31 protein-coding genes are annotated in these 23,693 nt (G+C 43.7%); 22 read left to right on the plus strand and 9 right to left on the minus strand.

What is annotated here, in order from left to right; all coding sequences use genetic code 11:
* The first annotated feature begins 108 nt into the window (after positions 1 to 108).
* The 3 genes from J7E38_RS15400 (at position 109) to J7E38_RS15410 (ending at position 2,336) form a co-directional block, all read left to right on the plus strand.
* Positions 109 to 564: a DUF2269 family protein gene (locus J7E38_RS15400; protein ID WP_214706891.1), complete on the plus strand. Its 456-nt coding sequence runs from the start codon at positions 109 to 111 to the stop codon at positions 562 to 564.
* 9 nt (positions 565 to 573) lie between these two features.
* Entirely contained in the window at positions 574 to 720 is a 147-nt protein-coding gene (locus J7E38_RS15405; protein WP_214706890.1) for a hypothetical protein, read from the plus strand.
* A 1,115-nt stretch (positions 721 to 1,835) separates the two neighbouring features.
* Entirely contained in the window at positions 1,836 to 2,336 is a 501-nt protein-coding gene (locus tag J7E38_RS15410; protein ID WP_214706889.1) for a TspO/MBR family protein, read from the plus strand.
* 267 nt (positions 2,337 to 2,603) lie between these two features.
* Here the strand turns inward: J7E38_RS15410 and J7E38_RS15415 are convergent, their stop codons facing one another.
* On the minus strand, positions 2,604 to 3,044 hold the full coding sequence (locus tag J7E38_RS15415) for an AhpC/TSA family protein (RefSeq protein ID WP_215038707.1): 441 nt from the start codon (positions 3,042 to 3,044) through the stop codon (positions 2,604 to 2,606).
* Between the two features lie 259 nt (positions 3,045 to 3,303).
* Here J7E38_RS15415 and J7E38_RS15420 point away from each other — a divergent pair, with 259 nt between their 5' ends.
* Together J7E38_RS15420 and J7E38_RS15425 are read left to right on the plus strand one after the other, a co-directional pair.
* A complete protein-coding gene (locus J7E38_RS15420) occupies positions 3,304 to 4,188 on the plus strand; it encodes a GNAT family N-acetyltransferase (protein WP_214706887.1) in 885 nt (294 codons plus the stop codon).
* A gap of 102 nt (positions 4,189 to 4,290) precedes the next feature.
* Positions 4,291 to 5,262 (plus strand): PstS family phosphate ABC transporter substrate-binding protein, encoded by a 972-nt coding sequence (locus J7E38_RS15425; protein ID WP_214706886.1) that lies wholly within the window; start codon positions 4,291 to 4,293, stop codon positions 5,260 to 5,262.
* 134 nt (positions 5,263 to 5,396) lie between these two features.
* Here the strand turns inward: J7E38_RS15425 and J7E38_RS15430 are convergent, their stop codons facing one another.
* Both J7E38_RS15430 and J7E38_RS15435 read right to left on the minus strand, forming a co-directional pair.
* Positions 5,397 to 5,567, minus strand: a complete 171-nt coding sequence (locus J7E38_RS15430) for a hypothetical protein (protein ID WP_214706885.1) — start codon at positions 5,565 to 5,567, stop codon at positions 5,397 to 5,399.
* 79 nt (positions 5,568 to 5,646) lie between these two features.
* The gene (locus J7E38_RS15435) at positions 5,647 to 6,135 is read right to left on the minus strand and encodes a CBO0543 family protein (protein WP_214706883.1); all 489 of its coding nucleotides are present in this window, start codon (positions 6,133 to 6,135) and stop codon (positions 5,647 to 5,649) included.
* A gap of 150 nt (positions 6,136 to 6,285) precedes the next feature.
* Between J7E38_RS15435 and J7E38_RS15440 the strand changes: the two genes are divergently transcribed.
* On the plus strand, positions 6,286 to 6,816 hold the full coding sequence (locus tag J7E38_RS15440) for a CBO0543 family protein (RefSeq protein ID WP_214706881.1): 531 nt from the start codon (positions 6,286 to 6,288) through the stop codon (positions 6,814 to 6,816).
* A gap of 43 nt (positions 6,817 to 6,859) precedes the next feature.
* Here the strand turns inward: J7E38_RS15440 and J7E38_RS15445 are convergent, their stop codons facing one another.
* Positions 6,860 to 7,450 carry a hypothetical protein gene (locus J7E38_RS15445; protein ID WP_214706879.1) on the minus strand — a complete coding sequence of 197 codons (591 nt, stop codon included), beginning with the start codon at positions 7,448 to 7,450 and terminating at the stop codon, positions 6,860 to 6,862.
* 116 nt (positions 7,451 to 7,566) lie between these two features.
* On the opposite strand from J7E38_RS15445, the gene J7E38_RS15450 reads away from it, so the two are divergent.
* The 3 genes from J7E38_RS15450 (at position 7,567) to wrbA (ending at position 9,676) form a co-directional block, all read left to right on the plus strand.
* Positions 7,567 to 7,848: a GNAT family N-acetyltransferase gene (locus J7E38_RS15450; protein WP_214706878.1), complete on the plus strand. Its 282-nt coding sequence runs from the start codon at positions 7,567 to 7,569 to the stop codon at positions 7,846 to 7,848.
* Between the two features lie 182 nt (positions 7,849 to 8,030).
* Positions 8,031 to 9,014 carry a ring-cleaving dioxygenase gene (locus J7E38_RS15455; RefSeq protein WP_214706877.1) on the plus strand — a complete coding sequence of 328 codons (984 nt, stop codon included), beginning with the start codon at positions 8,031 to 8,033 and terminating at the stop codon, positions 9,012 to 9,014.
* Between the two features lie 56 nt (positions 9,015 to 9,070).
* Positions 9,071 to 9,676 (plus strand): NAD(P)H:quinone oxidoreductase, encoded by a 606-nt coding sequence (gene wrbA, locus J7E38_RS15460; RefSeq protein ID WP_215038678.1) that lies wholly within the window; start codon positions 9,071 to 9,073, stop codon positions 9,674 to 9,676.
* 63 nt (positions 9,677 to 9,739) lie between these two features.
* On the opposite strand, the gene J7E38_RS15465 is transcribed toward wrbA, so the two are convergent.
* Positions 9,740 to 10,354: a hypothetical protein gene (locus J7E38_RS15465; protein WP_214706876.1), complete on the minus strand. Its 615-nt coding sequence runs from the start codon at positions 10,352 to 10,354 to the stop codon at positions 9,740 to 9,742.
* Positions 10,355 to 10,495: 141 nt separating this feature from the next.
* Here J7E38_RS15465 and J7E38_RS15470 point away from each other — a divergent pair, with 141 nt between their 5' ends.
* Positions 10,496 to 11,956: a protein adenylyltransferase SelO gene (locus J7E38_RS15470; RefSeq protein ID WP_214706875.1), complete on the plus strand. Its 1,461-nt coding sequence runs from the start codon at positions 10,496 to 10,498 to the stop codon at positions 11,954 to 11,956.
* Between the two features lie 548 nt (positions 11,957 to 12,504).
* Positions 12,505 to 12,978 (plus strand): DUF2975 domain-containing protein, encoded by a 474-nt coding sequence (locus tag J7E38_RS15475; RefSeq protein ID WP_214706874.1) that lies wholly within the window; start codon positions 12,505 to 12,507, stop codon positions 12,976 to 12,978.
* A 200-nt stretch (positions 12,979 to 13,178) separates the two neighbouring features.
* On the opposite strand, the gene J7E38_RS15480 is transcribed toward J7E38_RS15475, so the two are convergent.
* Positions 13,179 to 14,051 carry a MerR family transcriptional regulator gene (locus J7E38_RS15480; protein ID WP_214706873.1) on the minus strand — a complete coding sequence of 291 codons (873 nt, stop codon included), beginning with the start codon at positions 14,049 to 14,051 and terminating at the stop codon, positions 13,179 to 13,181.
* 171 nt (positions 14,052 to 14,222) lie between these two features.
* On the opposite strand from J7E38_RS15480, the gene J7E38_RS15485 reads away from it, so the two are divergent.
* Together J7E38_RS15485 and J7E38_RS15490 are read left to right on the plus strand one after the other, a co-directional pair.
* Positions 14,223 to 14,420 (plus strand): DUF378 domain-containing protein, encoded by a 198-nt coding sequence (locus J7E38_RS15485; RefSeq protein WP_144480239.1) that lies wholly within the window; start codon positions 14,223 to 14,225, stop codon positions 14,418 to 14,420.
* Positions 14,421 to 14,520: 100 nt separating this feature from the next.
* A complete protein-coding gene (locus tag J7E38_RS15490) occupies positions 14,521 to 14,697 on the plus strand; it encodes an SE1832 family protein (RefSeq protein WP_214706871.1) in 177 nt (58 codons plus the stop codon).
* A 194-nt stretch (positions 14,698 to 14,891) separates the two neighbouring features.
* Here the strand turns inward: J7E38_RS15490 and J7E38_RS15495 are convergent, their stop codons facing one another.
* On the minus strand, positions 14,892 to 15,968 hold the full coding sequence (locus J7E38_RS15495) for a Gfo/Idh/MocA family protein (RefSeq protein WP_214706870.1): 1,077 nt from the start codon (positions 15,966 to 15,968) through the stop codon (positions 14,892 to 14,894).
* Between the two features lie 149 nt (positions 15,969 to 16,117).
* Between J7E38_RS15495 and J7E38_RS15500 the strand changes: the two genes are divergently transcribed.
* From J7E38_RS15500 to J7E38_RS15535, 7 genes are all read left to right on the plus strand, one after another.
* Positions 16,118 to 16,294, plus strand: coding sequence for a DUF4083 family protein (locus J7E38_RS15500; protein WP_214706869.1), 177 nt, complete (start codon positions 16,118 to 16,120; stop codon positions 16,292 to 16,294).
* Positions 16,295 to 16,420: 126 nt separating this feature from the next.
* Complete coding sequence (locus tag J7E38_RS15505; protein WP_214706868.1) at positions 16,421 to 16,630, plus strand: hypothetical protein; 210 nt, start codon at positions 16,421 to 16,423, stop codon at positions 16,628 to 16,630.
* A gap of 139 nt (positions 16,631 to 16,769) precedes the next feature.
* Positions 16,770 to 16,949 (plus strand): hypothetical protein, encoded by a 180-nt coding sequence (locus J7E38_RS15510; RefSeq protein WP_214706867.1) that lies wholly within the window; start codon positions 16,770 to 16,772, stop codon positions 16,947 to 16,949.
* A gap of 20 nt (positions 16,950 to 16,969) precedes the next feature.
* Positions 16,970 to 17,326 carry a hypothetical protein gene (locus J7E38_RS15515; RefSeq protein WP_214706866.1) on the plus strand — a complete coding sequence of 119 codons (357 nt, stop codon included), beginning with the start codon at positions 16,970 to 16,972 and terminating at the stop codon, positions 17,324 to 17,326.
* Positions 17,327 to 17,341: 15 nt separating this feature from the next.
* Entirely contained in the window at positions 17,342 to 18,127 is a 786-nt protein-coding gene (locus tag J7E38_RS15520) for a nucleotidyltransferase domain-containing protein (protein WP_214706865.1), read from the plus strand.
* Between the two features lie 53 nt (positions 18,128 to 18,180).
* Positions 18,181 to 19,053, plus strand: coding sequence for a GNAT family N-acetyltransferase (locus J7E38_RS24335; RefSeq protein WP_214706863.1), 873 nt, complete (start codon positions 18,181 to 18,183; stop codon positions 19,051 to 19,053).
* 97 nt (positions 19,054 to 19,150) lie between these two features.
* A complete protein-coding gene (locus J7E38_RS15535) occupies positions 19,151 to 19,936 on the plus strand; it encodes an SDR family oxidoreductase (protein WP_214706861.1) in 786 nt (261 codons plus the stop codon).
* A 75-nt stretch (positions 19,937 to 20,011) separates the two neighbouring features.
* Here J7E38_RS15535 and J7E38_RS15540 read toward each other — a convergent pair whose 3' ends face one another.
* Complete coding sequence (locus J7E38_RS15540; RefSeq protein ID WP_483297180.1) at positions 20,012 to 20,830, minus strand: N-acetylmuramoyl-L-alanine amidase; 819 nt, start codon at positions 20,828 to 20,830, stop codon at positions 20,012 to 20,014.
* A gap of 151 nt (positions 20,831 to 20,981) precedes the next feature.
* Here J7E38_RS15540 and J7E38_RS15545 point away from each other — a divergent pair, with 151 nt between their 5' ends.
* A complete protein-coding gene (locus J7E38_RS15545; protein WP_214706857.1) occupies positions 20,982 to 21,287 on the plus strand; it encodes a hypothetical protein in 306 nt (101 codons plus the stop codon).
* 429 nt (positions 21,288 to 21,716) lie between these two features.
* Positions 21,717 to 23,186, plus strand: a complete 1,470-nt coding sequence (gene putP, locus J7E38_RS15550) for a sodium/proline symporter PutP (protein WP_214706855.1) — start codon at positions 21,717 to 21,719, stop codon at positions 23,184 to 23,186.
* A gap of 35 nt (positions 23,187 to 23,221) precedes the next feature.
* On the opposite strand, the gene J7E38_RS15555 is transcribed toward putP, so the two are convergent.
* The gene (locus J7E38_RS15555) at positions 23,222 to 23,419 is read right to left on the minus strand and encodes a hypothetical protein (protein ID WP_214706854.1); all 198 of its coding nucleotides are present in this window, start codon (positions 23,417 to 23,419) and stop codon (positions 23,222 to 23,224) included.
* Positions 23,420 to 23,693 lie beyond the last annotated feature (274 nt).

Raw genomic sequence — 23,693 nt, forward strand, 5'->3', positions numbered from 1 at the left:
TAGTGTGGAAAGTACTATAAATAAGTTGGAAAAGTAAGAATTTTCTACCCTTTAATTGAATATATATGGTATAAAGGATATAGGTAAAAAGTTCTAGGGGGATTGTGCATGACATTGTATGGAGGATTGGTTTTAGTCCATGTCATCGCGGCCGTTGTTGGTTTAGGAGCGAGCTTTGGAATGCCGGTGGTAGCCAAGTTTGGTGCTAAGTCAGTAACGAACGCAAAAGTATGTTTCGAGATTAATAAAAAAATAGAGATGCTTGTGAAGATCGGATCGCTTACTTTGTTAGCCAGCGGAATCCTGATGGCCATCGCCAATCCGTCCTTGTGGTCGCAGGGGTGGTTCATCGGTTCTTTGATTATATACGTTCTGATTCAGCCAGTCGTCGCAGCCATGCTGCCAAAAACAATCGAAAAGCAAGTCGCTATTGTCATGAACAGCAGTGACGGCGAACTGCCAGCCGAGTATCATCAGCTGGATAAAAAAGCAGCAAAGCTCAACGGCATCGCACATGTCGCAGCCGTCCTGCTCATCGTACTCATGTCAACAAAACCATTTTAGGGGGAATTTATGATGCATGTAAAGCCGGTTTACTATGATGGAAATGGAGAAACAAAACAGGTTACTAGTGCTGCCCAGCCGCAGGGAGAAAGAGTCTCTATTACTGCAGAGGCAAGAAAATCGATCAGCGGAAACCCTTATGTGTTTGTGAAATAGGAAGAGTGAGAGAAAGTGCTAGCCAATTTGGCTGGCGCTTTTTTTGTTTTTTTAGGCAGGTTCGGGGGTGGATGGAGAAAAGCTGGCGGAAGTAATCGCGAGTTCGGACAAGTTCTGGAGTTTGAGGAGAAAAGCGGTCAGAAGTAAGGTGAGGTTCGGACAGGTTTGGAGGCGGCAAGCGAAAAGCTGTCAAAATAAAGCTGTTATTATGACAGGTTTAGGGTTCCAAGGAGAAAAGCTGTCAAAATAAAGCCGTAATTATGACAGGTTTAAGGGTATCAAGCGCAAAGCTGTCAAAATAAAGCGGTAATTAAGACAGGTTTAAGGTCTCGAGGGGAAAAGCTGTCAAAATAAATCTGTAATTAAGACAGGTTTTGGGTCCCAAGGCGAAAAGCTGTCAAGAAAAAGCGGTAATTATGACAGGTTTGAGGTCTCAAGCAGTAAAGCTGTCAAGAAAAAGCCGTAATTATGACAGGTTTGAGGTCTCAAACAGAAAAGCTGTCAAAATAAAGTGGTTATTATGACAGGTTTGAGGTCTCAAGTAGTAAAGCTGTCAAGATAAAGCAATTATTATGACAGGTTTAGGGTCTCAAGTTGAAAAGCTGTCAAAAAAAAGCGGTAATTAAGACAGCTTTAGGGTCCCAAGGGGAAAAGCTGTCAAAAAAAAGCGGTTATTATGACAGGTTTGAGGTCTCAAGCAGTAAAGCTGTCAAGAAAAAGCCGTAATTATGACAGGTTTGAGGTCTCAAACAGAAAAGCTGTCAAAATAAAGTGGTTATTATGACAGGTTTGAGGTCCCAAGGAGTAAAGCTGTCAAAAAAAAGCCGTGATTATGACAGGTTTGGGGTCTCAAGGAGAAAAGCTGTCAAAATAAAGCCGTAATTAAGACAGGTTTGGGGTCCCAAGGAGAAAAGCTGTCAAAAAAAAGCCGTGATTATGACAGGTTTGGGGTCCCAAGGACAAAAGCTGTCAAGATAAAGCCGTGATTATGACAGGTTTAAGCTCTCAAAGAGAAAAGCTGTCAAAATAGTCACCAGAACCCAATCCATTTTTGCACACTCAAATGTTTTTTTCTCACGCATTAGGTAAAAGTAAGAAAAAGGCAGGTGAGAAACATGAGTGTATTATCTGTGAATGGAAGGGTCGACAAGGGTAAATTGGTGAAGGAGTTAGTGATTCCGGTTGTTGGCGGGATGGTCACGGGGATGCTGGCGACGCGGAATGCGAAGGAGAAGTACAGGAAGCTGAAGCAGCCGGATTATGCGCCACCGTCTTGGGTGTTTCCGGTTATGTGGACGGGATTGTACGCGACGATGGGACTTGCGAATTACCGGGTTTCGATGAAAAAGAATCCTACTGCCACGGCTGAGGCTCTTTATGATATCCAGCTCGGATTGAACTTTCTCTGGTCTTTCTTATTTTTCAAGTGGAATCTGCGCGGGACGGCTTTTTCGGAGATCGGATTGCTGCTCGGTATGATTACTTTGACAACCTACCAATACTATCAAAAGGATAAAATCGCTGGCCGGTTGATGCTGCCTTATATTGCCTGGGTGTCCTACGCGATGCAGCTTAATTACAGCATGTGGAAGTTGAATAAGTGCGAGGGCATATGATTCAGCCCTCTTTTTTTGAAAATTATGCAACTTTTCCAAACTATCATCCGTCTAAAATAATAGACTGCCAATCTTTGGCTGATTAAAAGTTTGCTAGAGTGGGAATACTATTCCTAACAACAAATTAAAACGGAGGTAGATTACAATGAAACAAATTACTGAGTTTATGAATGAAGAAGGTTTTGAGCTTAAGGGATATCTTTCTCAACTATTTGAACAAGCTACTGATAAAAAAGACGAGAAGAAACGCTGATCGCAGCAGGCTGATCAGCGTTTTTTCATTTGCTTTAATACTTCATCGATTTTTGCGTGGTCTTCTGGTGATTCATCGATATGCTTCCACAAGAGTTTCCCTTCGGCTGAGTAAAGCCATGTTCCCCCCTGAATGTAGACGTCCTGTGTTTTCATCGATTTCATGACAAATTCTTTCTGCTTTTCATTTTTAGGGATAAAGTCTTTGACCTGGCCAGTTACGAATCCTACGCCGGCCTTCGCAAGCAGCTTCCATTTGGGCATCGTCTTGTGGCCCATGCCACGGTACGCTTTTCTTGAAGGATCGCCGAGGATCGGGAAAGGAAATGGCCCGAACTGGTCAACGAACTGTTTGATAAAAGTTCCTTTGGACGGGGCTACGGCAATGACCTGGTAGCCTGTTGATTCTACTTCGTTTATTCGCTCACGCAACTGCGTGAGATATGCCCGGCAGATCGGTCAGCCAAGGTGGCGGACGAAGACGACCATTGTAGGCCGGCCTTGAATGGCTTCTTCTAATGTGATGGTTTGCTCAGTATTGGTGGTTTCCAGTACATAATTCATCAAATCACATCCTTTAGTAAAAGCATATAGAAATCCCTTCGTAATGAAAAGTTTGGATGCTGTCGAAAAATATTTTTGGAATTTTATGAAAATAAAGCATAAAATAAACTAAACAGTCGGTTTATTTTAAAAAATAAAAGGAGAGATTTTCATGAAAGTTCAAATCAAAAGACTGAGTGAATGTCCGTTAAAAGATGGAGTAGAAGCCTATAATCGAGGGTTTGAGGGTTATTTTTACGATCAGTCGAAAACGACAGAGACATTTGCAAACCGCTTTGGGCTTGATGGCCTTTCGCCGGAGCACTCGTTGATCGCTTACTATGAAGGCAGGCCTGCCGGGATTGTGTTGAGCGGCATCAAAAAGATCAATGGTGAAGTGATTGCCTGGAATGGCGGGACCGGGATCGCGAAGGAGCTGCGGGGAAAGGGAATCGGAAAGCAGCTGATGAACGCTGCACTGGATATCTACAAGGAAAATCAGGTGAAGTATGCAACTCTTGAAGCGATCTCCAGAAATGAAGGTGCCATTCAACTATATCAATCTCTCGGGTTTAAGCTGGTGAAAAAGCTGAAATTCCTTCAGTTCAATGAGCCATTTCCCGAAGGTACTTTTGACACCGCCGCCAATTATCATATCGAGCTAGCGTCACCAGCCGAATTAGGAAAGGTCCATTTTTACCGTCATAAAACCTCCTGGCAAAATCATAAGGACAATGTCAACGGTGGAAATGCGGTCATCCTGCGTGATGAGCAGAATGAGGTTGTCGGTTACTCTCTTTTTAAAAAGTTTTATAAAGAAGAAGAAGTTGCAAACATTGGGCTGCTGCAGCTGGAAGTCGCATCAGGCCGCGAAGACCGGGTTGATATGATGAAAACGCTTCTGAAGCATTCTTTCGCGCCGCTCGATCTGGCGTTCCAAAGGACGACGGTCAACACGCCTGAGGAGGATACCGAGTTATTGGAACTATTAGGTGCCAGTGGATTCAAGCAATGGGAAGAACAGGTATGGATGATCAAAGAGCTTCACAATACTTAACAATCCTTTTCAATACATTTACAACTCCTTAAAACCTCATTCATAACTCTCTAGTAATCTTGTACTTGTAGCAACGGACATCATATTAGGGGGAATTAAGGAATGAAGAGTTTTAAAAAGTTAGCGATGTTTACAATGCTTGCTGGTGTAATGGCTTTCGGAACAGCTTGTTCTGATGGGGAAAGCAGCGCTGAAGCAAAGGATGGTTCTAATGGAAATGAAACTCAACTTGAAGGCAGCGTCGTGATTGATGGTTCTGGTACGGTCTATCCGTTCATGGCGAAAATGGCTGAGAACTATATGGGCAAGCAGGAAGATGTTTCTGTGGAAGTAAGCCGCTCCGGGACTTCGGCTGGTTTCAAGAAATTCCTCGTTGAAAACGGTACGGACTACAATGATGCATCTCGCCAGATCAAAGACGAAGAAAAGGCAAAAGCTGAAGAGCTTGGCATTGATGTAAAAGAAATGAAGGTCGCTTTGGATGGCTTGACGATTGTCATCAATAAGGACAATGAATGGGCGAAGGAACTGACGAAAGAAGAAGTCATCGATATTTTCCTTGCTGAAGGCGGCAAGAAGAAATGGTCTGATGTACGCCCTGACTTTCCGGATGAAGAGATCAACACATATGGACCGAACGAAAACCATGGAACATACGAATTCATGTTTGAAAATATTTTAGAAGAAAAAGACCTGGTTGAAGGCATCAACCTGCAGCAGGATTACTCTACCCTGGTTGACCTTGTTTCCAAGGATAAGAACGGCATCGGCTTCTTCGGCTATGGTTATTATGCGAACAACAAAGATAAATTGGCGGCAGTGAACGTCGATTTCGGCAACGGTCCTGTTGAACCGTCTCTATCAACGATTAAGGAAGATGGAGACTACGGACCATTCACACGCCCGGTGTTCACCTACCTGAATGTAAACAAGGCAAAAGAAAATGCACAAGTACTTGACTACGCAATCTACACGATGAAAAACGCACAGGAAGTTGCATCGGAAACTGGCTTCGCACCATTGACTGATGAAGACATCCAGGGAACATTGTCTGAACTGGAAGAACTGAAATAAGTACTGAAAGAAGAATGGGGGCATCCCTGTTCTTCTTTTTAATGGTTTTGCTCAGTTAAGTCCGATTGTTTTATAACCTGGAACGACCGAATTTAACAGAAACAATGCAAAAAAAATAACAGTGAAGTCCACTGTTATTGACGATCCAATGTCGCCATGAGTTTATGGCGCTTTTTTGCGTTATTGAGCAGTCGTTCGATGGATGAGAGTAAGGAACCTCTTTCCTCATCATTCTTTGCATTAAGCAGCCTCAATTTAAGTTCGGCCAATTTCTGTTTTTCATTCGCAGTCAGGACTTCTCTCATTCGTTCATCTCCTTCCTCGCTTTGATTCGAGTTTAAAGGATGAATGTTAAGAGAATCCCGGGATTTTATTAATTTTTCATCAAATCTTCAATCCTTGCTTACTGGCAATTTTCCGGATTCCTCCCATGATCAGTCTGACCGCGAGGAAGGTTGAGGCGATGGAGGCGAAGCTATGGAAGGACGTCCAGTTTCTCTTGTATTTGATCAGCTTCGTGTTTCGTTCGAGCCAATGCTCGACCATGGCGGACGGTGCACTGAACAGAATGGCCTTTAGTAAAATCGATAGTAAACCAGCTTGCCTGGTGACTTGATTAAAGTATATACAGACAACCGGAAAAATAAGATAGCTGAAGATCACACTGATATCAAAGGTCCTGAATAGGGATACAGGATACTTAAGGTAGCCTTTTTTTACGAGCAGGTTATCAAGGATGGAAGCCATATAGCTTTTTAAAAAGAAGATCAGCAGCCAGTCTTTTACAGGCGGTTTTCGCATCAGCCTGTAAAAAGCAAGGATGCCAATGGCCAACAGGGCCCTAAGTGTGTTCTGTTCTGCTTTCCTCTTCAAAGCGGTCACCTCCAAAGTGATTTTTGTTCAACCAGATCACAACTATTTTGTATCTTGTCTTCTTTCCCGTTAATTATTCGATGATTGTCAAACGGGCCTGTTGGTTATACTAAAATCGCTTTCCTTTATTTGTAAAAAAGAGGCGAATTTATGGTAAATACAATTTATGGGCTCATTTGGGCAGGCATATTAGTGAAATGGGGAGACTGGAAGAACTGGAGAAAGTACTATCCAACCGTTCTCTTCTTTATCCTGGGCGATTTTCTCTACATGTACTTATTATCCGATCTTTATCCAATGTGGAAGTATATTCCCTCACCAGGGGACGATCATGCTGGAATCACGAATACGCATATTTCTTTTTCGATCATGGCAATCAAGTATCCGGCAACATGCCTGGCCTATTTGGCTCATTTTCCGAGGCATGGGCTCATAAAAAAAATCCTTTATTATCTGGCATGGGTGATTGTTTATTTTATGAATGAGCTGATAGACATTCATTTTCATCTGATTAAATATTTCAATGGCTGGAACCTGTGGTGGTCTGCGCTGTTCAATTCAGTTATGTTCCTTATTTTAAAGCTTCATTTTCACAATCCTCTGTTTGCCTGGATCGCCTCCGCGGTGTTTATTTTGTTTTTATGGAATCAGTTTGATGTGCCTGGAACTGTTTTCCGATGACGGCCCGAACCCTATGTGGAATCGGGTCTTCTTTCAGTTCTGATTAAGAGGTACTCCGGCCGTGTCCTGCTTTCGGCAGTGACCTCATCCACACAAAAAAATTTGTCATTAATTTTGCCAAAATGAGTACAGATAAATAACTCAAAAATAAGTGGACATAATGGGTGTTTCCATACATTTTAAAAAGACCCATCCCAACTAGCATTGGCTTAAATATAAATGAAAGGATGACTGCAGTAAGGATTGCATAAAGATAATAGTTCCTTTTATGGTTGATAGTCCATTGATACACGAGCATAAAAGCTACAGGGATCAGACTTGAGTCGAGCGAGATTCCTGGTAACACCGGGAGAACAGGAAAGGGATAATTCCAGAAGCCCATATTCCTTCCAAAAAGATCTTCATACCCAAAGACTACATGGACACTGTAACCGTAAAAAGCGATCCTGAAAATTTTGGTTCGATCGATTTTAAAAAACAATAAAATGAGAGGGCCGACTAGGAATAAGACCATTAGCCAATATTCAACGGAAGAGTAAAGGGAGTAGTCCAGCCAATATTGGTTCAAGGCCTTTTGACCTTGTTTCCCCAACTCAACGATCTTGTCAAACTCACTTATCCTTACTTTTTCCACTGGTATCATCCGTTCTGTTTTTATCTTAGATTGCCGACTTGAAGCTTGATATATGCATGATTGCTGGTTATGAGGGTATAATTAGGTATCTTGAATGAAACTGCGGAGGTGTAAGGATGGCATTCGAATTTTCTGAAGAGGACGGCCGTTTTGTCGCGAAGGATGCAGATGGGCTTGAGGTTGGGGAAGTCACGTTTACGAGGGATGGCGATGATTTTCTCGTGGTCAACCACACTGGAGTAGATCCGGACTATCGAGGCAAAGGCATAGCGGAAGATCTGGTCCGCCATGTTGCTGAAAAAGCGAAGAATGAGGGCTTGAAGATTGATCCTGTTTGTTCTTATGCGAAAAAAGAACTGGAGAGGAAGCCTGAATACAGCGGAGTTTTAAAGAATTGAGTCTTTGGGATGTCCCAAGGGCTTTTTTGATTTGGAATCTTCTTTCTTGCACTTTGTGCTGCTACGTGATAAAATTATCTCGAATTCAAGATAATTTGTTTTTTCGAGATGAAAACAGGTTATAGTAAGGATAGATATTTTTTTGGGATTATATCTCGATTTCAAGATAAAGGAGAGAGACCATGAACGAATTAAGAGGAATACATCATGTAACAGCGATCACGAGCAGCGCTGAAAAGAACTACGAGTTTTTCACCTATGTACTCGGAATGAGACTTGTGAAGAAAACGGTCAACCAGGATGATATCCGGACATATCATTTATTTTTTGCGGATGATAAAGGGTCTGCGGGCACGGATATGACATTCTTTGATTTCCCTGGGATTCCTAAAGGGTCACATGGAACAGACGAGATTTACAAAACCGGGTTCCGGGTGCCGACAGATGCCGCGCTGGACTACTGGGTCAAACGCTTTGATAAGTACGAAGTCAAACATACTGGCATCAGGGAGTTATTCGGCAAGAAGACAATTTCATTCGTCGACTTTGACGATCAGCAATATATGCTGGTATCTGATGAGCAAAATGAAGGGGTGGCATCGGGTACGCCATGGCAAAATGGGCCTGTACCGCTGGAGTACGCGATTACCGGTCTGGGGCAGATTCATGTCCGCATTTCACGTTTCGATTATTTTAAAGAAGTACTGGAAAAAGTGATGCATATGCGTGAAATCGGAAAAGAGGGTTCCCTGCACCTATTTGAAATGGGCGAAGGCGGGAACGGCGCGCAGGTCATCGTTGAGGACAATAAAGTGCTGCCGGCTGGGCGCCAGGGATTCGGGACTGTGCACCATGCAGCATTCCGTGTTGCTGACACATCGGTTCTTTATGAGTGGATCGATCATATGAATGCAGCCGGTTTTGGCACATCAGGATATGTCGACCGATTCTTCTTTGAATCCCTCTATGCACGAGTGGCACCTGGAATTTTATTCGAATGGGCAACTGATGGACCGGGATTCATGGGTGATGAACCATATGAAACGCTTGGTGAAAAATTGTCCCTTCCGCCGTTCCTTGAACCAAAGCGGGAGCAGATCGAGGACTTCGTGCGGCCGATTGATACGGTCCGCAGCACGCGCAATATCGAAAAAGAATACCTGTAAGCCGAGTTTGCAGACTGGACCTTTGTGGAAACATACTACAAAAGGAGGCAGATAAAATGGTGAAATTAGCAGTGATTTTTTACAGCATGGGCGGAACGAATGTGCAGCTATCCAAATGGGCTGCGGAAGGCGCGAAAGAAGCAGGAGCTGAAGTAAAAGTTTTTAAGGTGAAAGAATTAGCTCCTGAGTCAGCAATCGAAGGCAATGAAGCATGGAAAGCGACTGTTGAGGCAACAAAGGATATCCCTGAAGTGACGCCGGATGATCTTGAGTGGGCCGATGCCATCATCTTCAGTGTCCCGACACGATTCGGGAACATGCCATCGCAAATGAAACAATTCCTTGATACGACAGGCGGTCTGTGGGCACAGGGCAAGCTCGTGAACAAAGTCGTAAGCGCGATGTCCTCTGCGCAGAACCCGCATGGCGGACAAGAGGCTACCATTCTGTCACTTTACACAACGATGTACCACTGGGGCGCCATCGTGGCAGCACCTGGCTATACCGATCCAGTCACTTTCGGAGCTGGCGGTAACCCATACGGCACAAGCGTCACCGTCGACCAGGACGGCAATATGGTCGAGGATGTAGAAGCAGCGGTAAAATACCAGGCAAAACGCACTGTGACCGTAGCCGGATGGGTAAAGAACGGGAATCAATAAGCAATAGCAAAAGCCTAATTCCTCCGGGAGTTAGGCTTTTTTCAATGAAGTCCATTCAACCTTTTAAGCATATCTCCGTAAATAAAATCCAATAATCACCCAGGCGCCCCCATACATCCCGCCAATCAGGATGCCAGCGAGCAGTGGGTTGATAGCCATGATTCCGAAAAGGTAAACAATCACAATGGGTGTTTGAAGGATGAAGAGTAGGGAGCTGTATCGAGGTGTGCTGGTGTGGTGAAGGATGGTGAACCCTAGTGGCAGTGCTCCGAGATGGATGGCAAGACTTCCAATTCCGGTACTGATGTTGATGATGTCGATTAAAGATCCGAAGCCAATCAAACCATGGAACAGAAATCCGGCTGTGCCGATCCCAAACAAGCCAAGTCCTAGCGCAGTTAGAAAGAAGCCAATCTTCCATACCCAGCCTCCCGCAGAAGGGTTCTGGTATCTGAAGGCGAACAGGCCATGCAATAGAAACCAGGAGGATAACAGTAACATGAGGTTATTCAAATAATAGGCGATGTGATTGGTATCATGAAGGATTGCGTCAGCGCCAGCGGTCAAGTCAAGATAGCCTTGCCAAATCCAGTTAGCACCCATAAGAAAACCACCAATAACCGCTGCGGTAGCGGAAAAGCGAAGCTGGCTTTCCCTGCAGTTTGATGAAGCTGCCATATGATCATCACTCCCTTGAGGATGGTAAAATAAATATATGGAACGTACTGGTTATATATTCCTTTACGCCAAAACACCGCTTTCCTTTTTCGGGCGAGGGTATATTAAAGCTAAAACAGTATAAAAAAAGGAGGTAATCCAATGACGGACAACAATGCTGGCTGGAAAATGGATAACAGCTATTCGCGGCTGCCGAATCTATTTTATACACTGCAAACACCGACTCCAGTGAAAGCGCCGGAAGTGGTGATTTTCAATGAGTCACTGGCGGAAGAACTGGGATTGAACAGCGAGGTGCTTCAAAGCGAAGAAGGAGCCGCGGTATTTGGCGGGAATGAGGTCCCAGAAGGAGGTACTCCCCTTGCCCAGGCATATGCGGGACACCAGTTTGGGCATTTCACGATGCTGGGGGATGGCCGGGCTGTGCTGCTTGGTGAGCAGATCACCCCTGATGGCAACAGGTTTGACATCCAGCTGAAGGGCTCAGGCCGGACGCCATATTCCCGAGGCGGAGATGGCCGGGCAGGACTAGGGCCAATGCTGCGCGAGTTCATCATCAGTGAAGCGATGGCAGGTTTAGGAATCCCGACAACTAGAAGCCTGGCCGTGGCTGCGACGGGAGAGGAAATCATCCGGGAAACGATGCAGACCGGAGCGGTTTTAACCCGTGTGGCCGCAAGCCATCTCAGGGTGGGGACGTTCCAATTCGCTGCCAACTGGGGAAAGAAAGAAGACCTCCGGGAGCTGGCTGATTATACAATCAAGCGCCACTATCCTGAACTTCAAGGAGAGGAGGACATATACCTCTCATTCTTGAAAAAAGTGATACACAAACAGGCAGCCCTGATTGCGAGATGGCAGCATGTCGGTTTTATCCACGGAGTCATGAACACGGATAATATGACAATCAGCGGCGAGACGATCGACTACGGTCCATGTGCCTTTATGGACACCTATGACCCGGCAACTGTCTTCAGTTCGATTGATCGGGAAGGACGCTATGCCTATGGAAATCAGCCGTATATTGGCGGCTGGAATCTTTCTCGGTTTGCAGAGGCTTTATTGCCATTGCTTCATGAGGATGAAGATGAAGCCGTAAGCCTGGCGGAGGCAGCTCTCTCTGAATATCCAGGAGCTTTTGAAACGGAGTTCCTGGCAGGTATGAGGTTGAAGCTAGGGCTTTTTCATGAGGAAAAAGAAGATAAAGAACTAATTTCCGGTCTCCTTAACCTCATGAATAAGAATGGAGCTGACTATACGAATACATTCAAGGCTCTGACTTTCGAGAAGCTTGAAGGATCCGAGTTGTTTAAAGCAGACGAATTTACCCAGTGGCATAAAAAATGGCAGGAAAGGCTCGGACGCCAGGAGCAATCAAAAGAAGATGTCCATGAACTGATGCGCAATAACAATCCAGCAGTCATCCCGCGTAATCACAGGGTAGAGGAAGCACTGGATGCCGCGGTAAAAGGTGACATGAGCGTCATGCTGAAATTGCTTGAAATCCTGGCAAACCCATATGAGCATTCACCGGAGCAAGAGGAATTCTGCCAGCCCGCACCACCATCTGCTGGGCCATATCGGACGTTTTGCGGAACTTGAGTTGAGTTGATGTGCTTTATGGTTACGACGGACAGAAACCCGAGGAAATGGTGGAAAAGTGTCCGTCATCAGGATCGAGAAACTAACAGCCCTAGTTCACTATCATGCAGTGCGATATATATTCTAAGTGGTTCACTTTTGGAGTACCAACAATTAAAAAACACTAAAAAAGACACACGAAATCGTCAATAATTTCGTATGTCTTTTTTTGTTGTTATACCAGTATTATAGCCAATATTAATCCATAATCCGTATGTATTTAATTCCGCATGCCAACACGTAAGATTGAAATTTCAATTGGAGGCATACGAATTTAAGTGCTAAAACAGGTGTGAAAATAAGAACTGAAGTTTGGTGACTCGCAAGGATTTGGAGCCAAAAGGTTTAGTTTATTCCATCCATTATAATTATTGCATTAATCCTTTTCTTAACTAAAAAGGATAAATAAATAACAATAATAATATAATTAAAAACAATATTAATTTATTGTAAATCAATAAATATAGTGCTAAAATCACGTTAACATTTAAATGAATGAGGTGCATTAAATGAATGGTAAAAGAGGTTCAGCCATTTTCTTAAAGGTAATTATTTTTCTGGTTGGATTTGCAGTGCTTACTTTGTGTATTTATTGGATGCCTATGTTAACCATTAGAGATATAAAAGCACATCCAGGTGGGGATTACTCGATATTCCCACTTTTAGTATGTGTGTATGGAATCTGTATTGCATTTTCTTTTGCGTTGTTTCAAGTATATAAACTATTAACCTTTATCGAAAGGAACAATGCTTTCTCGGAGTCATCTCTTAAATCTTTAAAGGTTATAAAAAAATGTGCTTTTACAGCCATTTTCTTCATTATGTTAATGATAATAAGCTTAAAGGTGATTTCTAGTATCTCAGGAGATGATTCAGCAGGTCCTATATCGGTAAGTCTGATTAGTATTTTAGCAACAAGCATTATCATAGCTGTTGTGGACGTACTTCAAAAGCCATTAAAAAGTTTCCTGGATGAAAAATAAAAAAGAGGTATTACAAATGAAAAAACAGACAACAAATTTATTTAACGGGAGTCAATAGAGAATTTAAGGGATAGTCATTAAGCTATCCCTTCTTTGCGTTAATTAATGTTATTTACTCAGAGAATTCCATTTAGAATTTCATTGATATTAGGGTCAGATGTGATTAGCAATGTTTGCACCTCAAAAGATAACCCGTTAGATCATCTCAAATACGAGGCATACCATTCATCCCAGTCGGAACCGAGCGAGTACGTGACCGATTTGGATTCTAGCTTTGGACAGTCTTTGACGCAGCTTCCGCCAACGATGAACTTCAGGGATGAATCCATTTTAAGACTAGAACGAATCCAATCCTCTACCTTGCCAATCGGGTCCGGGTTGGTCATCGAAATGGCAACGACGCTGATGTCTTTCATTTTGATCAAATCGGATAATCCCTCAAGAGGGGTATTCGGGCCCAAGTAAATGACGTCATGGCCTTTCTTTTTCAAAAATAAGCTGAAGACCATCAGTCCGATTTGGTGATGTTCCCCCTCTGGACAAAAGGCCAGCACTTTTGGGAGTGCCGGGTTAACAGGGAGGACCCGCAAAAATTGGCTGCAGCGGTTAAGGATGAACTGCGAAGCGAAATGCTCCTGAGCAACACTGATGACGCCTTTCTCCCATTCATCCCCGACCTTATACAAAACGTGAACCAGGATATGCTGGAATACCTCTTCATAGTCATATAAAGAAAAAGCGAGGTCCGTATGTTGATTCGCTTTCTGGGAATCTAGATTGACAAGGGCATGGTAGAGCTGATCCTTCAACTCGCTGAATTTACTATTTTCAGATGGAGGTGTGGCAGGTGCGGGGGCAGCTTCCTGCAAAAGCCGGACTGCGTCACTGATTTTCATGTCTTTTTCATGCACCTGTTTCTTGATCCATTTGAGTGTTTCCACATCTTTCTCGCTATATAATCGGTGGCCGCCCTCGGTCCTTTTGGGCGTGACGACATTGTAGCGGTTTTCCCACGCCCTGATCGTGACGGCAGGAATATCCAATCGTTCAGAAACCTGTTTAATGCTATACAAACTTTTCACCTCCACTCCTCATTATAGATAAGTTATACAAAAATTACACAGCCTAAATGCTGTTAAATCAACTTTCTGAAAATATTGTATAAAATGTTTGCTTTATTTGTATAGGTTTTGTATAATTAATTTCGAAAGGTTATACAAAAATTATACATTAGGGGTGTTAACTTGAAAACTTTAAATCTGTTATCATTAGTATTGCTTATTGTCGGCGGTTTGAATTGGCTATTAGTTGGATTATTTGAATGGGATCTAGTCGGTGGAATCTTCGGCGGCATGGACAGTCCAATCGCGAAGGTAGTCTACATCCTTGTTGGTCTCGCAGCCATCTACAGCATCACGCTTTTATCAAAAGTGAATAAATAATCAGATGGAAAGGCGTACAAAGCTGTACGCCTTTTTGTGTGCCCAAATGCTTGCGGAATGCTATTCTATAGAAGAAAACGCCAAAGCAGGGGGAATGGAAATGGATAAAAAAGAAATTGAATATAAAATCGTCGAACTGAAGGATGAGTATCTGCAGCTCCAGCATAATCTCGAAAAATTGGAATCTGTAAAAGGCAATCTCCATCCGCTGGAAAAGCGTCTTGCCGCGATTGAAGAGGAATTAAGTGCATTGAATACCATGCTTCGTGACCTGTAGAATGACAAGCCTAATCCTGGATTAGTTTTTTGGGGGATAAAAAATGCATGAGTCCGTTCGAAATGGACTCATGCTTGAATTTGTAAAAATATGTGGCATAGGGAGTTAGGCATTTTTAATCAAACGTTTGATTAATATTTTGGTAGCAGCCTTTTCCTCCCAATCCTATGGTCGTAATGCCAATTTGGAATTGTTTATTTCACTTCTGCTTTCCTGCCTTCGCGAGCAGAGGCCCTGACTGCGTCCAATACTTTTTGGGTAGAATGTCCATGCTCGAAATCTGCGAGATAGGGGTGCTTCTCTCCGGAAACCAGCGTTTCATGAAGCGCATCCAACGCTCTTTGGAAGCCGTTATAGTAACGCGCTGCCACCTCTGGCATACCTGAAGGAGCTTCTATATCCTGCACTAGCTCAACTTCTTCTAGTGGAGAATCTCCGGCGGAGAGCAAGACCTTATTGTCATCCAGCATCACAAGTGTACCTTCCGTACCGAATAGTTCAAGACGCCATGTGTTCTCGGTTTTGCGCGCCGCAGAAATGAGTTCCAGCGTTACTGTCGCGCCGTTTTCCAGAGAACCGATGATTTGGAAAGCATCGTCGGCAGTCCGGTGTTCTGTATTCCCGTTATCATCCGTCTGTGTGGGAACATGGGTTGGAAGCTGCGCAAACACTTCTTTAAAGGTGCTGTCCAGCCACCATTGAAGGGAATCTGTCATATGGGAGCCGATCGCTCCAAGCATGCCGCCGCCTTTTTCTTGCTGTCCCAGCCATCCGCGGGGTTTTGAAATCAGGCCCGTATAGCTTGCAAAAGAGCACAGGTAACGAACATGTAAAACATTCCCGAGTTTTCCGCTCTCCAGGATTTCTTTTACCTTTGTACGAGCCGGCAGGAAGCGGAATTCATGGTTGATCAGCCCGAGTTTCCCCGCCTTGTCTCGCTCCGTAATCATTTCTTCTGTTTCGGCAACATCCAGAGCCATTGGCTTTTCACACACGACATGGACGCCTTTTTTGAAAGCAGCTTCAACCATTTCCTTATGCAAATGGACTGCAGAAGCGACAACCACTACATCGAGTGTCTCCTGTTTAAGCATCTGGCGCCAATCGGTATAAATATTTTCAATTCCGCTGGCTTTCCGTGCTTCCTCAATATTGCCCCTCGATACACTAGATAAAGCCGCAACCTCGAAGCCTTCATGATGATCCATCATTGGCGCATGGACTTTGGCGCCAAAACCTGTTCCAATGATTCCTACTCTAAACTTTTCCAAAATTACCACCCCTGTCCAGAATCTAGTTTAATAGTAAATCCAGCAGGGGAGGAATGTAAATGAATTAGGCTCTTCTCGTGAACGGAATCCAAAACAAAACTGAGAAGCAACAAAGTATAGTACAATTGAACAAAAAAGGGTGGGTTACGATGAATATGGGGGATCTGTTATTCCAGCTTATATTTTTTATTTTTTTAATCGGATTGTTCGCTGCGGTTTTCTATGCAGTCCGGTCACTTGTAGGCAAGGGGCCTGACAAGCAGGAGAGAATAGAACAAAAACTGGATCGAATCATTGAACTGCTTGAAAAGAATCATAAGGGATAATCCGTTTATATAATTGTCTGTCTGCACATGTTATAATGAGGAACTTAGGTTTATATGAATTTTACCCAAAATTGCACGGATGCTTGATAAGCCTCCGCCTGGCGATTCAAATATGGAGGTAGAAAGATGAACAAGCGATGGACGATCGATAAGATTAAGGAGTTTGTGGAGAAAAATTCGGAGAGTAAGCTTTTGACGACTGAATACCATGGTTTTTCGCAAAAACTACTTTTTAAATGCGAATGCGGCAACAACTTCGAAAAAACATTCAAGAAGTTCAAGGATAATCATCAGCGCAAATGTGAAGTGTGCCAGCCGCCGAAAGCTTCGCGATGACCGAATAGGATGAATGCTGCCAATCCTGGCAGCATTTTTCTTTTTGAGAAAGTGAATATTACCTGAAGAAGCGTCAATCAGCAGGATTCACGCTTGTTTTTGTTGAAATAAACGAAGAGAAACTACAGGAGCAACGAGAATGAAGAGATATATGCTGAAAAAGAATTTCAGGGGATTGAAAAAAGGAACGCAATTCTATTTGATTGCCGATTCCGAATTCATCGGTGTCAAAGAGTATGTGCTGCGCACGAAAGATTTGACGACGAGGATTTCGGTCAATGAGAGAGAGTTTCGTGGGAATTTCATTTTATTGAATTAGGGGACGAGTGAGGGATCTGAATGGAATTCACAGCAATAGCGGTCTTTGCGATGGTCTGGGGCGGGCTGATAGTCTATTTTTTGACGCCTTTTAACGAACGGTTTAGGTTGGAGAGTAAGATGACTTTTCCTAAAGCCTTCAGGCTGGGTTTAAAGAGAGTGATTTTACATAAAAAGGCTATTCTTGCATTCCTGCTGTTAGTGCTTACTGTAATGAGCATCAGATCATATTTTCTATCAGCTGAGGAGTATGACAGGCTGCACGGAATTAACAGAGAATATGATAGTCCAGTATTTTATATGATCAGCGTGGTTATGTATGCCGCACTTCTGTATCTGTCTTTGGCCGTAAGATGGGCTGTGAAATCAGTAAAGTGAATGGAGAGAATCGTTTTGAAAGAGACCATTTTAAAATCCCTTGCAAAAATAGAAGAAGATTTTAATGTGAAAATTCTGTATGCGGTTGAATCCGGCAGCAGGGCGTGGGAATTTCCGTCAAAGGATAGCGATTATGATGTCCGTTTCATCTATGTTCATAAAAAAGAAGACTATTTGACGATTGACCAGATGGGCATCGGCAATAAAAGAGATGTGATCGAACTGCCAATCAATGATTTGCTGGATATCACCGGATGGGAACTGACCAAGGCTCTGAAGTTATTCAGAAAATCGAATCCGCCGTTAATGGAATGGCTGCGTTCAGGAATCGTATACTATGAGGCTTTTTCGACTGTCGACAAGATGAAGGAGCTAAGCAAAGAGATTTTCGCCCCGAATTCCTGCCTTCACCATTATTTAAATATGGCGAGCAATAATTTCAGGGAGTATTTGCAGGGAGATCAAGTGAAAATCAAAAAGTATTTTTACGTCCTCAGGCCAGTCCTGGCTGCCAGGTGGATTGAAAAGTACAACGAGTTCCCGCCATTGGAATTTCCAAAACTGCTCGAGGACCTGTTGCCTGAAGGGGAATTGAAGAGCGAGATTGATACCTTGCTGAAAAGGAAGGTCAGCGGGGATGAATTGGACTATGAACCGAAAATTGATGTCATCAATGAATTCCTGAACGAGGAAATCACGCGGCTAAAAGAATATACAAAAACACTTCAGATCGATTTGCCAGATTTCACTCCAAAGCTTGATCAGCTTTTTAGGGATACGCTGGAGGAAGTTTGGGAGTGAGTCTTTCAGGAAGGATGCCTATAGGAAGGCGTTTTTTTTAAGGGGGAAGGAAAGTGGCAAAGTTTTATGTTGCCTCGAGCTTCAAGAACATCGAGGCAGTTCGGTATGTCAGCAAGCAGCTGGTCGATAGAGGATTTATCCAGACATATGATTGGACGAGGAATGAAAGAGCATCCACTTTTAAAGACTTGAAAGAAATAGGGCAAAAAGAAAAGGCCGCCGTCATGGAGTCCGATGTCGTGATCGTTCTTTTGCCAGCAGGAAAAGGCAGCCATATCGAAATGGGGATTGCAATTGGACTTGGGAAGATAATCTATCTATACACACCAAATGGCGAAGTGGATCATTTCGAAACAACCAGTACGTTCTATCATTTGCCTGAAGTTTATAAGTGTATCGGTAGTATGGAAGAATTAATAGAAGAGGTCATGGAGAGGGAACTAGAGGCGAACATGATCGGCGAATATGTGGTAAAACAAATAAAAAACCTGCTGGATATGGAGCTGGATGACCTGATCACTGAAAGCAAGCAGGAGGGCTTTCGTTTCGTTAAAAGATTGATCAATGACTATAAAAATGGCAGCAATACGTTCAGCCTTGCGGGTGAAGGCTTGTTTGGCGTTTTCAGTGAGGAAGGAACTCTGGTTGCGATTGGCGGCTTAAATCAAGACCCGTTTTCGAATGAACAGGAAATTGGCAGGCTGAGAAGGTTTTATGTCAGGAAGGAGTATAGGAGACACGGGATCGGAAGCCTTCTGGTAAAAAGAATCATGGATGAAGCGGAAAAACATTTTAAGATTCTCGTGCTTCATACTGACACGGAACAAGGTAATCTATTTTATTGTTCTATTGGATTTTCTAAAAGTGATCTGTATCCAAACTCAAGTCACTATATTGATTGCAAGCAGCAACAGGCTCAGAGTTAATGCTCTGGGCTTTTTTATATGGATGACTTCTATGTTTCATCGGACACTCTCGTGGGAAGATGAAACTATTAGAGTGATAGGATTGGAGGAATCGGACATGGCGAAAACGATTTTTATCACGGGTGCCGGGAGCGGGCTAGGAAGAGGGGCGTCGATTGGGCTTGCGAAAAAGGGGCACCGTGTGATTGCGACGACTGAGCTGACTTCGCAGAAAACAGATTTGATGAGGGAAGCGGAGGATCTTGGGCTTGATATGGAAGTGTTCAAGCTTGATATAACCAATGAGCGGGATCGTGAACAGATCCTTGAATATGATTTTGATGTGTTTGTCGCGAATGCAGCGATTAATGAGGGCGGGCCGCTGGCTGAGGTGCCGATGGACCGAATCCGGGCGCTTTTTGAAGTGAACGTGTTTGCTACGCTTGAAACGGTGCAAATTGCAGCGCAAAAACTGGTGGAGAAAGGCAGCGGAAAGATTATTTTCATGAGCTCGATGGCTGGGATTTCGGCCACGCCATATGTCGGCCCGTACACGGCTACCAAGCATGCAATCGAAGGAATCGCGCAAACATTGAAGGCAGAGCTTGCGGAGTTCAATGTAAAAGTGGCGACGATTAACCCTGGAGCGTTTGAAACAGGCTTCAATAAGCGAGCAGCTGAGGAAAAGTGGAAATGGTACGATGAGGAGAAGAATTTTACCAGGAAAGAGGATATGGAAAAGCAGGAAGAAGGATTGAAGAATCAGTTTGACCCTGAAGACATGATCGCAAAAATGGTGGAGATCATTCCTGCCGACCATCATAAATTCCGGACAGTCTATCCAGAGGAGACGGAAAAGCAGCTGAAAAAGACGCAAGAAGAGAGATGGAGTATGGAGATTTAAGTCAGAGAACAGGATGCATTTTTTCGGGAGTAAAAACAGCCGGATCCTTTGGCAGGATTCGGCTGTTTGTCTGTCTTACTCTGTGGTGATAAATGCATTGATTCCCTTGCCCTCTATTTCCCGGACGCGAGCCTCAGCGGATTCACGATTCGAAAAAGCACCAGCTTGTACACGGTACCAGGTCTCGCCGGAGATCTCCGCTGTCGTAATGAAGCTTTCAAACCCTTTTGCTTTCAGGTCTGCGGCTTGCTGCTCAGCATTTGCTCTATCCTTAAAAGATCCGGCGATCACTTTGTGTAGGGATTGTCCGCTGCCGTCCGCTGGTTCTCCGCGATCGGCGCTTTCCTTCGGTGTAAGATTGAATGCTTTCGCAATGCCGTTCGCGTGTCCCTGGGCAACACTGCGCCGCCAGGATTCCTGCTTCATAAGGGCGGCATCATGGTCATTATCGATAAAGCCGTTTTCTGAGAGCATCGCATCCATCGTTGATTCCCGTAGTACATGGAAATCAGCTTTCTTCTTGCCGCGGTTATTGAGTTTGTTCAGCTTCACCACCTCAGTGTGGATGATGTCCCGATATCTCGCGGTTGCTGAATTATTTGAAAGGTTGATATAGATATAATCCTCGTATCCACTGGCAGAACCATTGTCAGAATTGATGTGGATCGACAGGTAAAAATCAGCACCCCAGGAATTAGCTTCATCAGTACGCTGAGCCAGGCTTTTCGTGACATCGCCTGTCCTGCTCATCTTGATTTCAATGTTTTTATAGTTATTTTCCAGTATCGAACGGAGTTTAAGCGCAATATCCAGGGTCAAATCCTTTTCGCGGAGACCATTTCCCTGCGCGCCAGGATCCGAGCCGCCATGGCCGGGATCTAAATATAGTTTCATCAAACCTCCTCCTTTTTAATTGGCATTCCCTATAGGATATGTGGGAGAAATGAATTGGTCAGGGTGCATGTCTTGGTTTTTCTATATTTACGGGAACATTTAAGGGTTGAACTCGTAGAACTAAGTATGTCTGAATAATGGGGTGGAGAAGATGAAAACTCAGCTAAATGCAACGGGTGAGAAGGACCTGGACGCAGATTTGAAAAAGGTATTGAATATAATCGGTCTATTCATATTTGGAGGGCTGGCACTGACAAGTGTCACTAACCCAATGCCAGCCGGTTATCTCAAGGAATATTTGCTGTTTATCGCCGGCAGTGCCTTGATGTATTATGTTTTGCTGAACGTATACTTCATCGGGGGTATATGGAGAAAAGTGTTTTATGCTAGTTTGGTTGCGATTGGAGTGAGCAGCTTGTTGATGGTGTTTTACCTTGTTAGTCATTCATCACATTGAGAGCCTTTTGTTGGTCTGTCTTGATGGAAAATGCAATGATTACAGTTAACCGTTCAATTAGGAATATGAACAAAACTCCCTGCTTTCAGGGAGTTTTAATTTGCTAAAAACTGCTTGCTCAGTCACTATATAACTATTTCTGAATTTTCACAATATATTTACTTCGATAAATTTTGAAAGCGTTACCATTACTAACAGACTAGTCAGGGCGCGGTTTTTGCTTGTTCGCAGTAACGTGTAACATCCTTGAAACAATTTTGGATGTTTGTTAGGTTAAATAACCGTAAGCCCCATGAGGGCAGGAAAAACTTGGACGGCATAATTAACATAAGAATTTTTCTATGTGGTTCGGCTGAATTTTTTGTATGCCTGAGTACAATACCACTATGTTAATTATTTCGTTTAGGGAAAACGAAAAGGAGAGATTTGGTGTCTTTTGAAGTATTTATTTCTTTAGCAATTTATTTTATCGCTATGATCCTGATTGGATTGTATGCATACCGCAAAACGTCTGATCTGTCAGACTATATGCTTGGCGGACGAGGTCTTGGACCGTCGGTAACAGCTCTTTCAGCAGGTGCTTCTGATATGAGCGGCTGGATGATGATGGGTTTGCCGGGGGCAATGTACACCTCGGGTATTTCCAGTGCATGGATCGCAATTGGTCTATCGATTGGTGCCTATTTGAACTACCTCATTTTAGCTCCAAGACTTCGAACTTATACGGAGTTGGCAAATGATTCAATTACAATCCCCGATTTCCTTGAAAACCGCTTTTCGGATCAAACTAAAATTCTGCGTTCTGTCTCCGCAGTTGTTATTATCATTTTCTTCACGCTGTACACCTCAGCGGGTTTTGTTTCGGGCGGTACTTTGTTCGAGTCGGCATTCGGGCTTGATTATCGTACGGGCTTGTTCGTGACAGCTGGTGTTGTCATCATTTATACGCTATTCGGCGGCTTCCTTGCTGTTAGTTTGACTGACTTCGTTCAAGGTGTCATCATGTTCCTTGCGCTTGTCCTGGTGCCTGTGGTTGCTTTCACAGAACTTGGGGGACCAACAAATGTTATGGAGACAGTAAGTGCAATTGATCCTACGATGATGGACCTTTTCAAGGGGACGACTTTCCTTGGGATCATTTCACTATTAGCATGGGGTCTTGGTTACTTCGGCCAGCCTCATATCATTGTGCGCTTTATGGCAATCAATTCTGTAGAAGAGCTTAAGCCTGCACGCAGAATTGCAATGGGCTGGATGATCGTATCGATTATTGGTGCTTTGGCAGTTGGTCTTGTAGGTATTGCTTATGTTCAGGTAAACAATGTGACACTTGATAACCCTGAAACAGTATTTATCATGTTCGCAAATATCCTGTTCAACCCATATATCACGGGATTCTTGCTCGCTGCGATTTTAGCTGCGATTATGAGTACGATTTCTTCTCAGCTACTTGTTACATCAAGTGCGCTGACGGAGGACTTTTACAAAGCGTTCTTCCGCCGCGAAGCATCGGACAAGGAATTAGTATTTATTGGACGTGCAGCCGTGCTGCTTGTAGCATTAGTCGGAATCGCGCTTTCATACACTCCAAACGATACAATACTTTCATTGGTCGGTAACGCATGGGCTGGATTCGGCGCTGCATTTGGACCAGTTATGCTCCTGAGCCTATACTGGAAGAACATGAATCGATGGGGCGCGCTTTCCGGAATCCTTGTCGGTGCGCTAACCGTCATCATCTGGATCAGCATCGATGGACTATCCGAGTTCATGTATGAAATGATCCCAGGATTCTTCCTGAGCCTGATTGCCGTGATCGTTGTAAGTAAAATAACAACAGGACCAGGCAAAGCGGTAAAAGAAGAATTTAATGAAATGGAAAACATTATGTCTGAATAAAAGAGTGAAGGCTGCCAGTATGATGCTGGCAGCCTTTATTTGAATTTTTCCGGCTTCTTGACATAGCTCTCAATGATGAAACCGCAGTCTGTACAAATAATATGCAACACTTCAGAACCTAAGCTCATTACCTTGTTCTCGGGACGTATAACAGCATATCCATCTTGTTTACCTCTTCCAATCTCCATTCCACCGCATTTCGGACATTCTTTCGCATAGTTCACTTGTTTCATCCTTTCTGGAAACACCTTTTCCTAGTTGAATTTACGTTTTGAACAAGCGGGAAGTTTCATGGGTTTTTGACTTGGAAGAAATATGAGGAAATGGTGATGGTAATGCATGCTATGTGCCCGTGAAAGAGAGAACCGAGGGAGTACGGTCACATAAAAGGAGAATATGTGCCCGTGAAAGGGAGAATCGAGGGAGTACGGTCACATAAAAGGAGAATATGGGACCATAAAAGAGCATACCCGGAGAAGAACAATTACAAATAAAAAGACCGGGCTT

Origin of the sequence: Bacillus sp. ISL-35 (genome assembly GCF_018613355.1) — a bacterium.
Taxonomy (GTDB): Bacteria; Bacillota; Bacilli; order Bacillales; family Cytobacillaceae; genus Mesobacillus.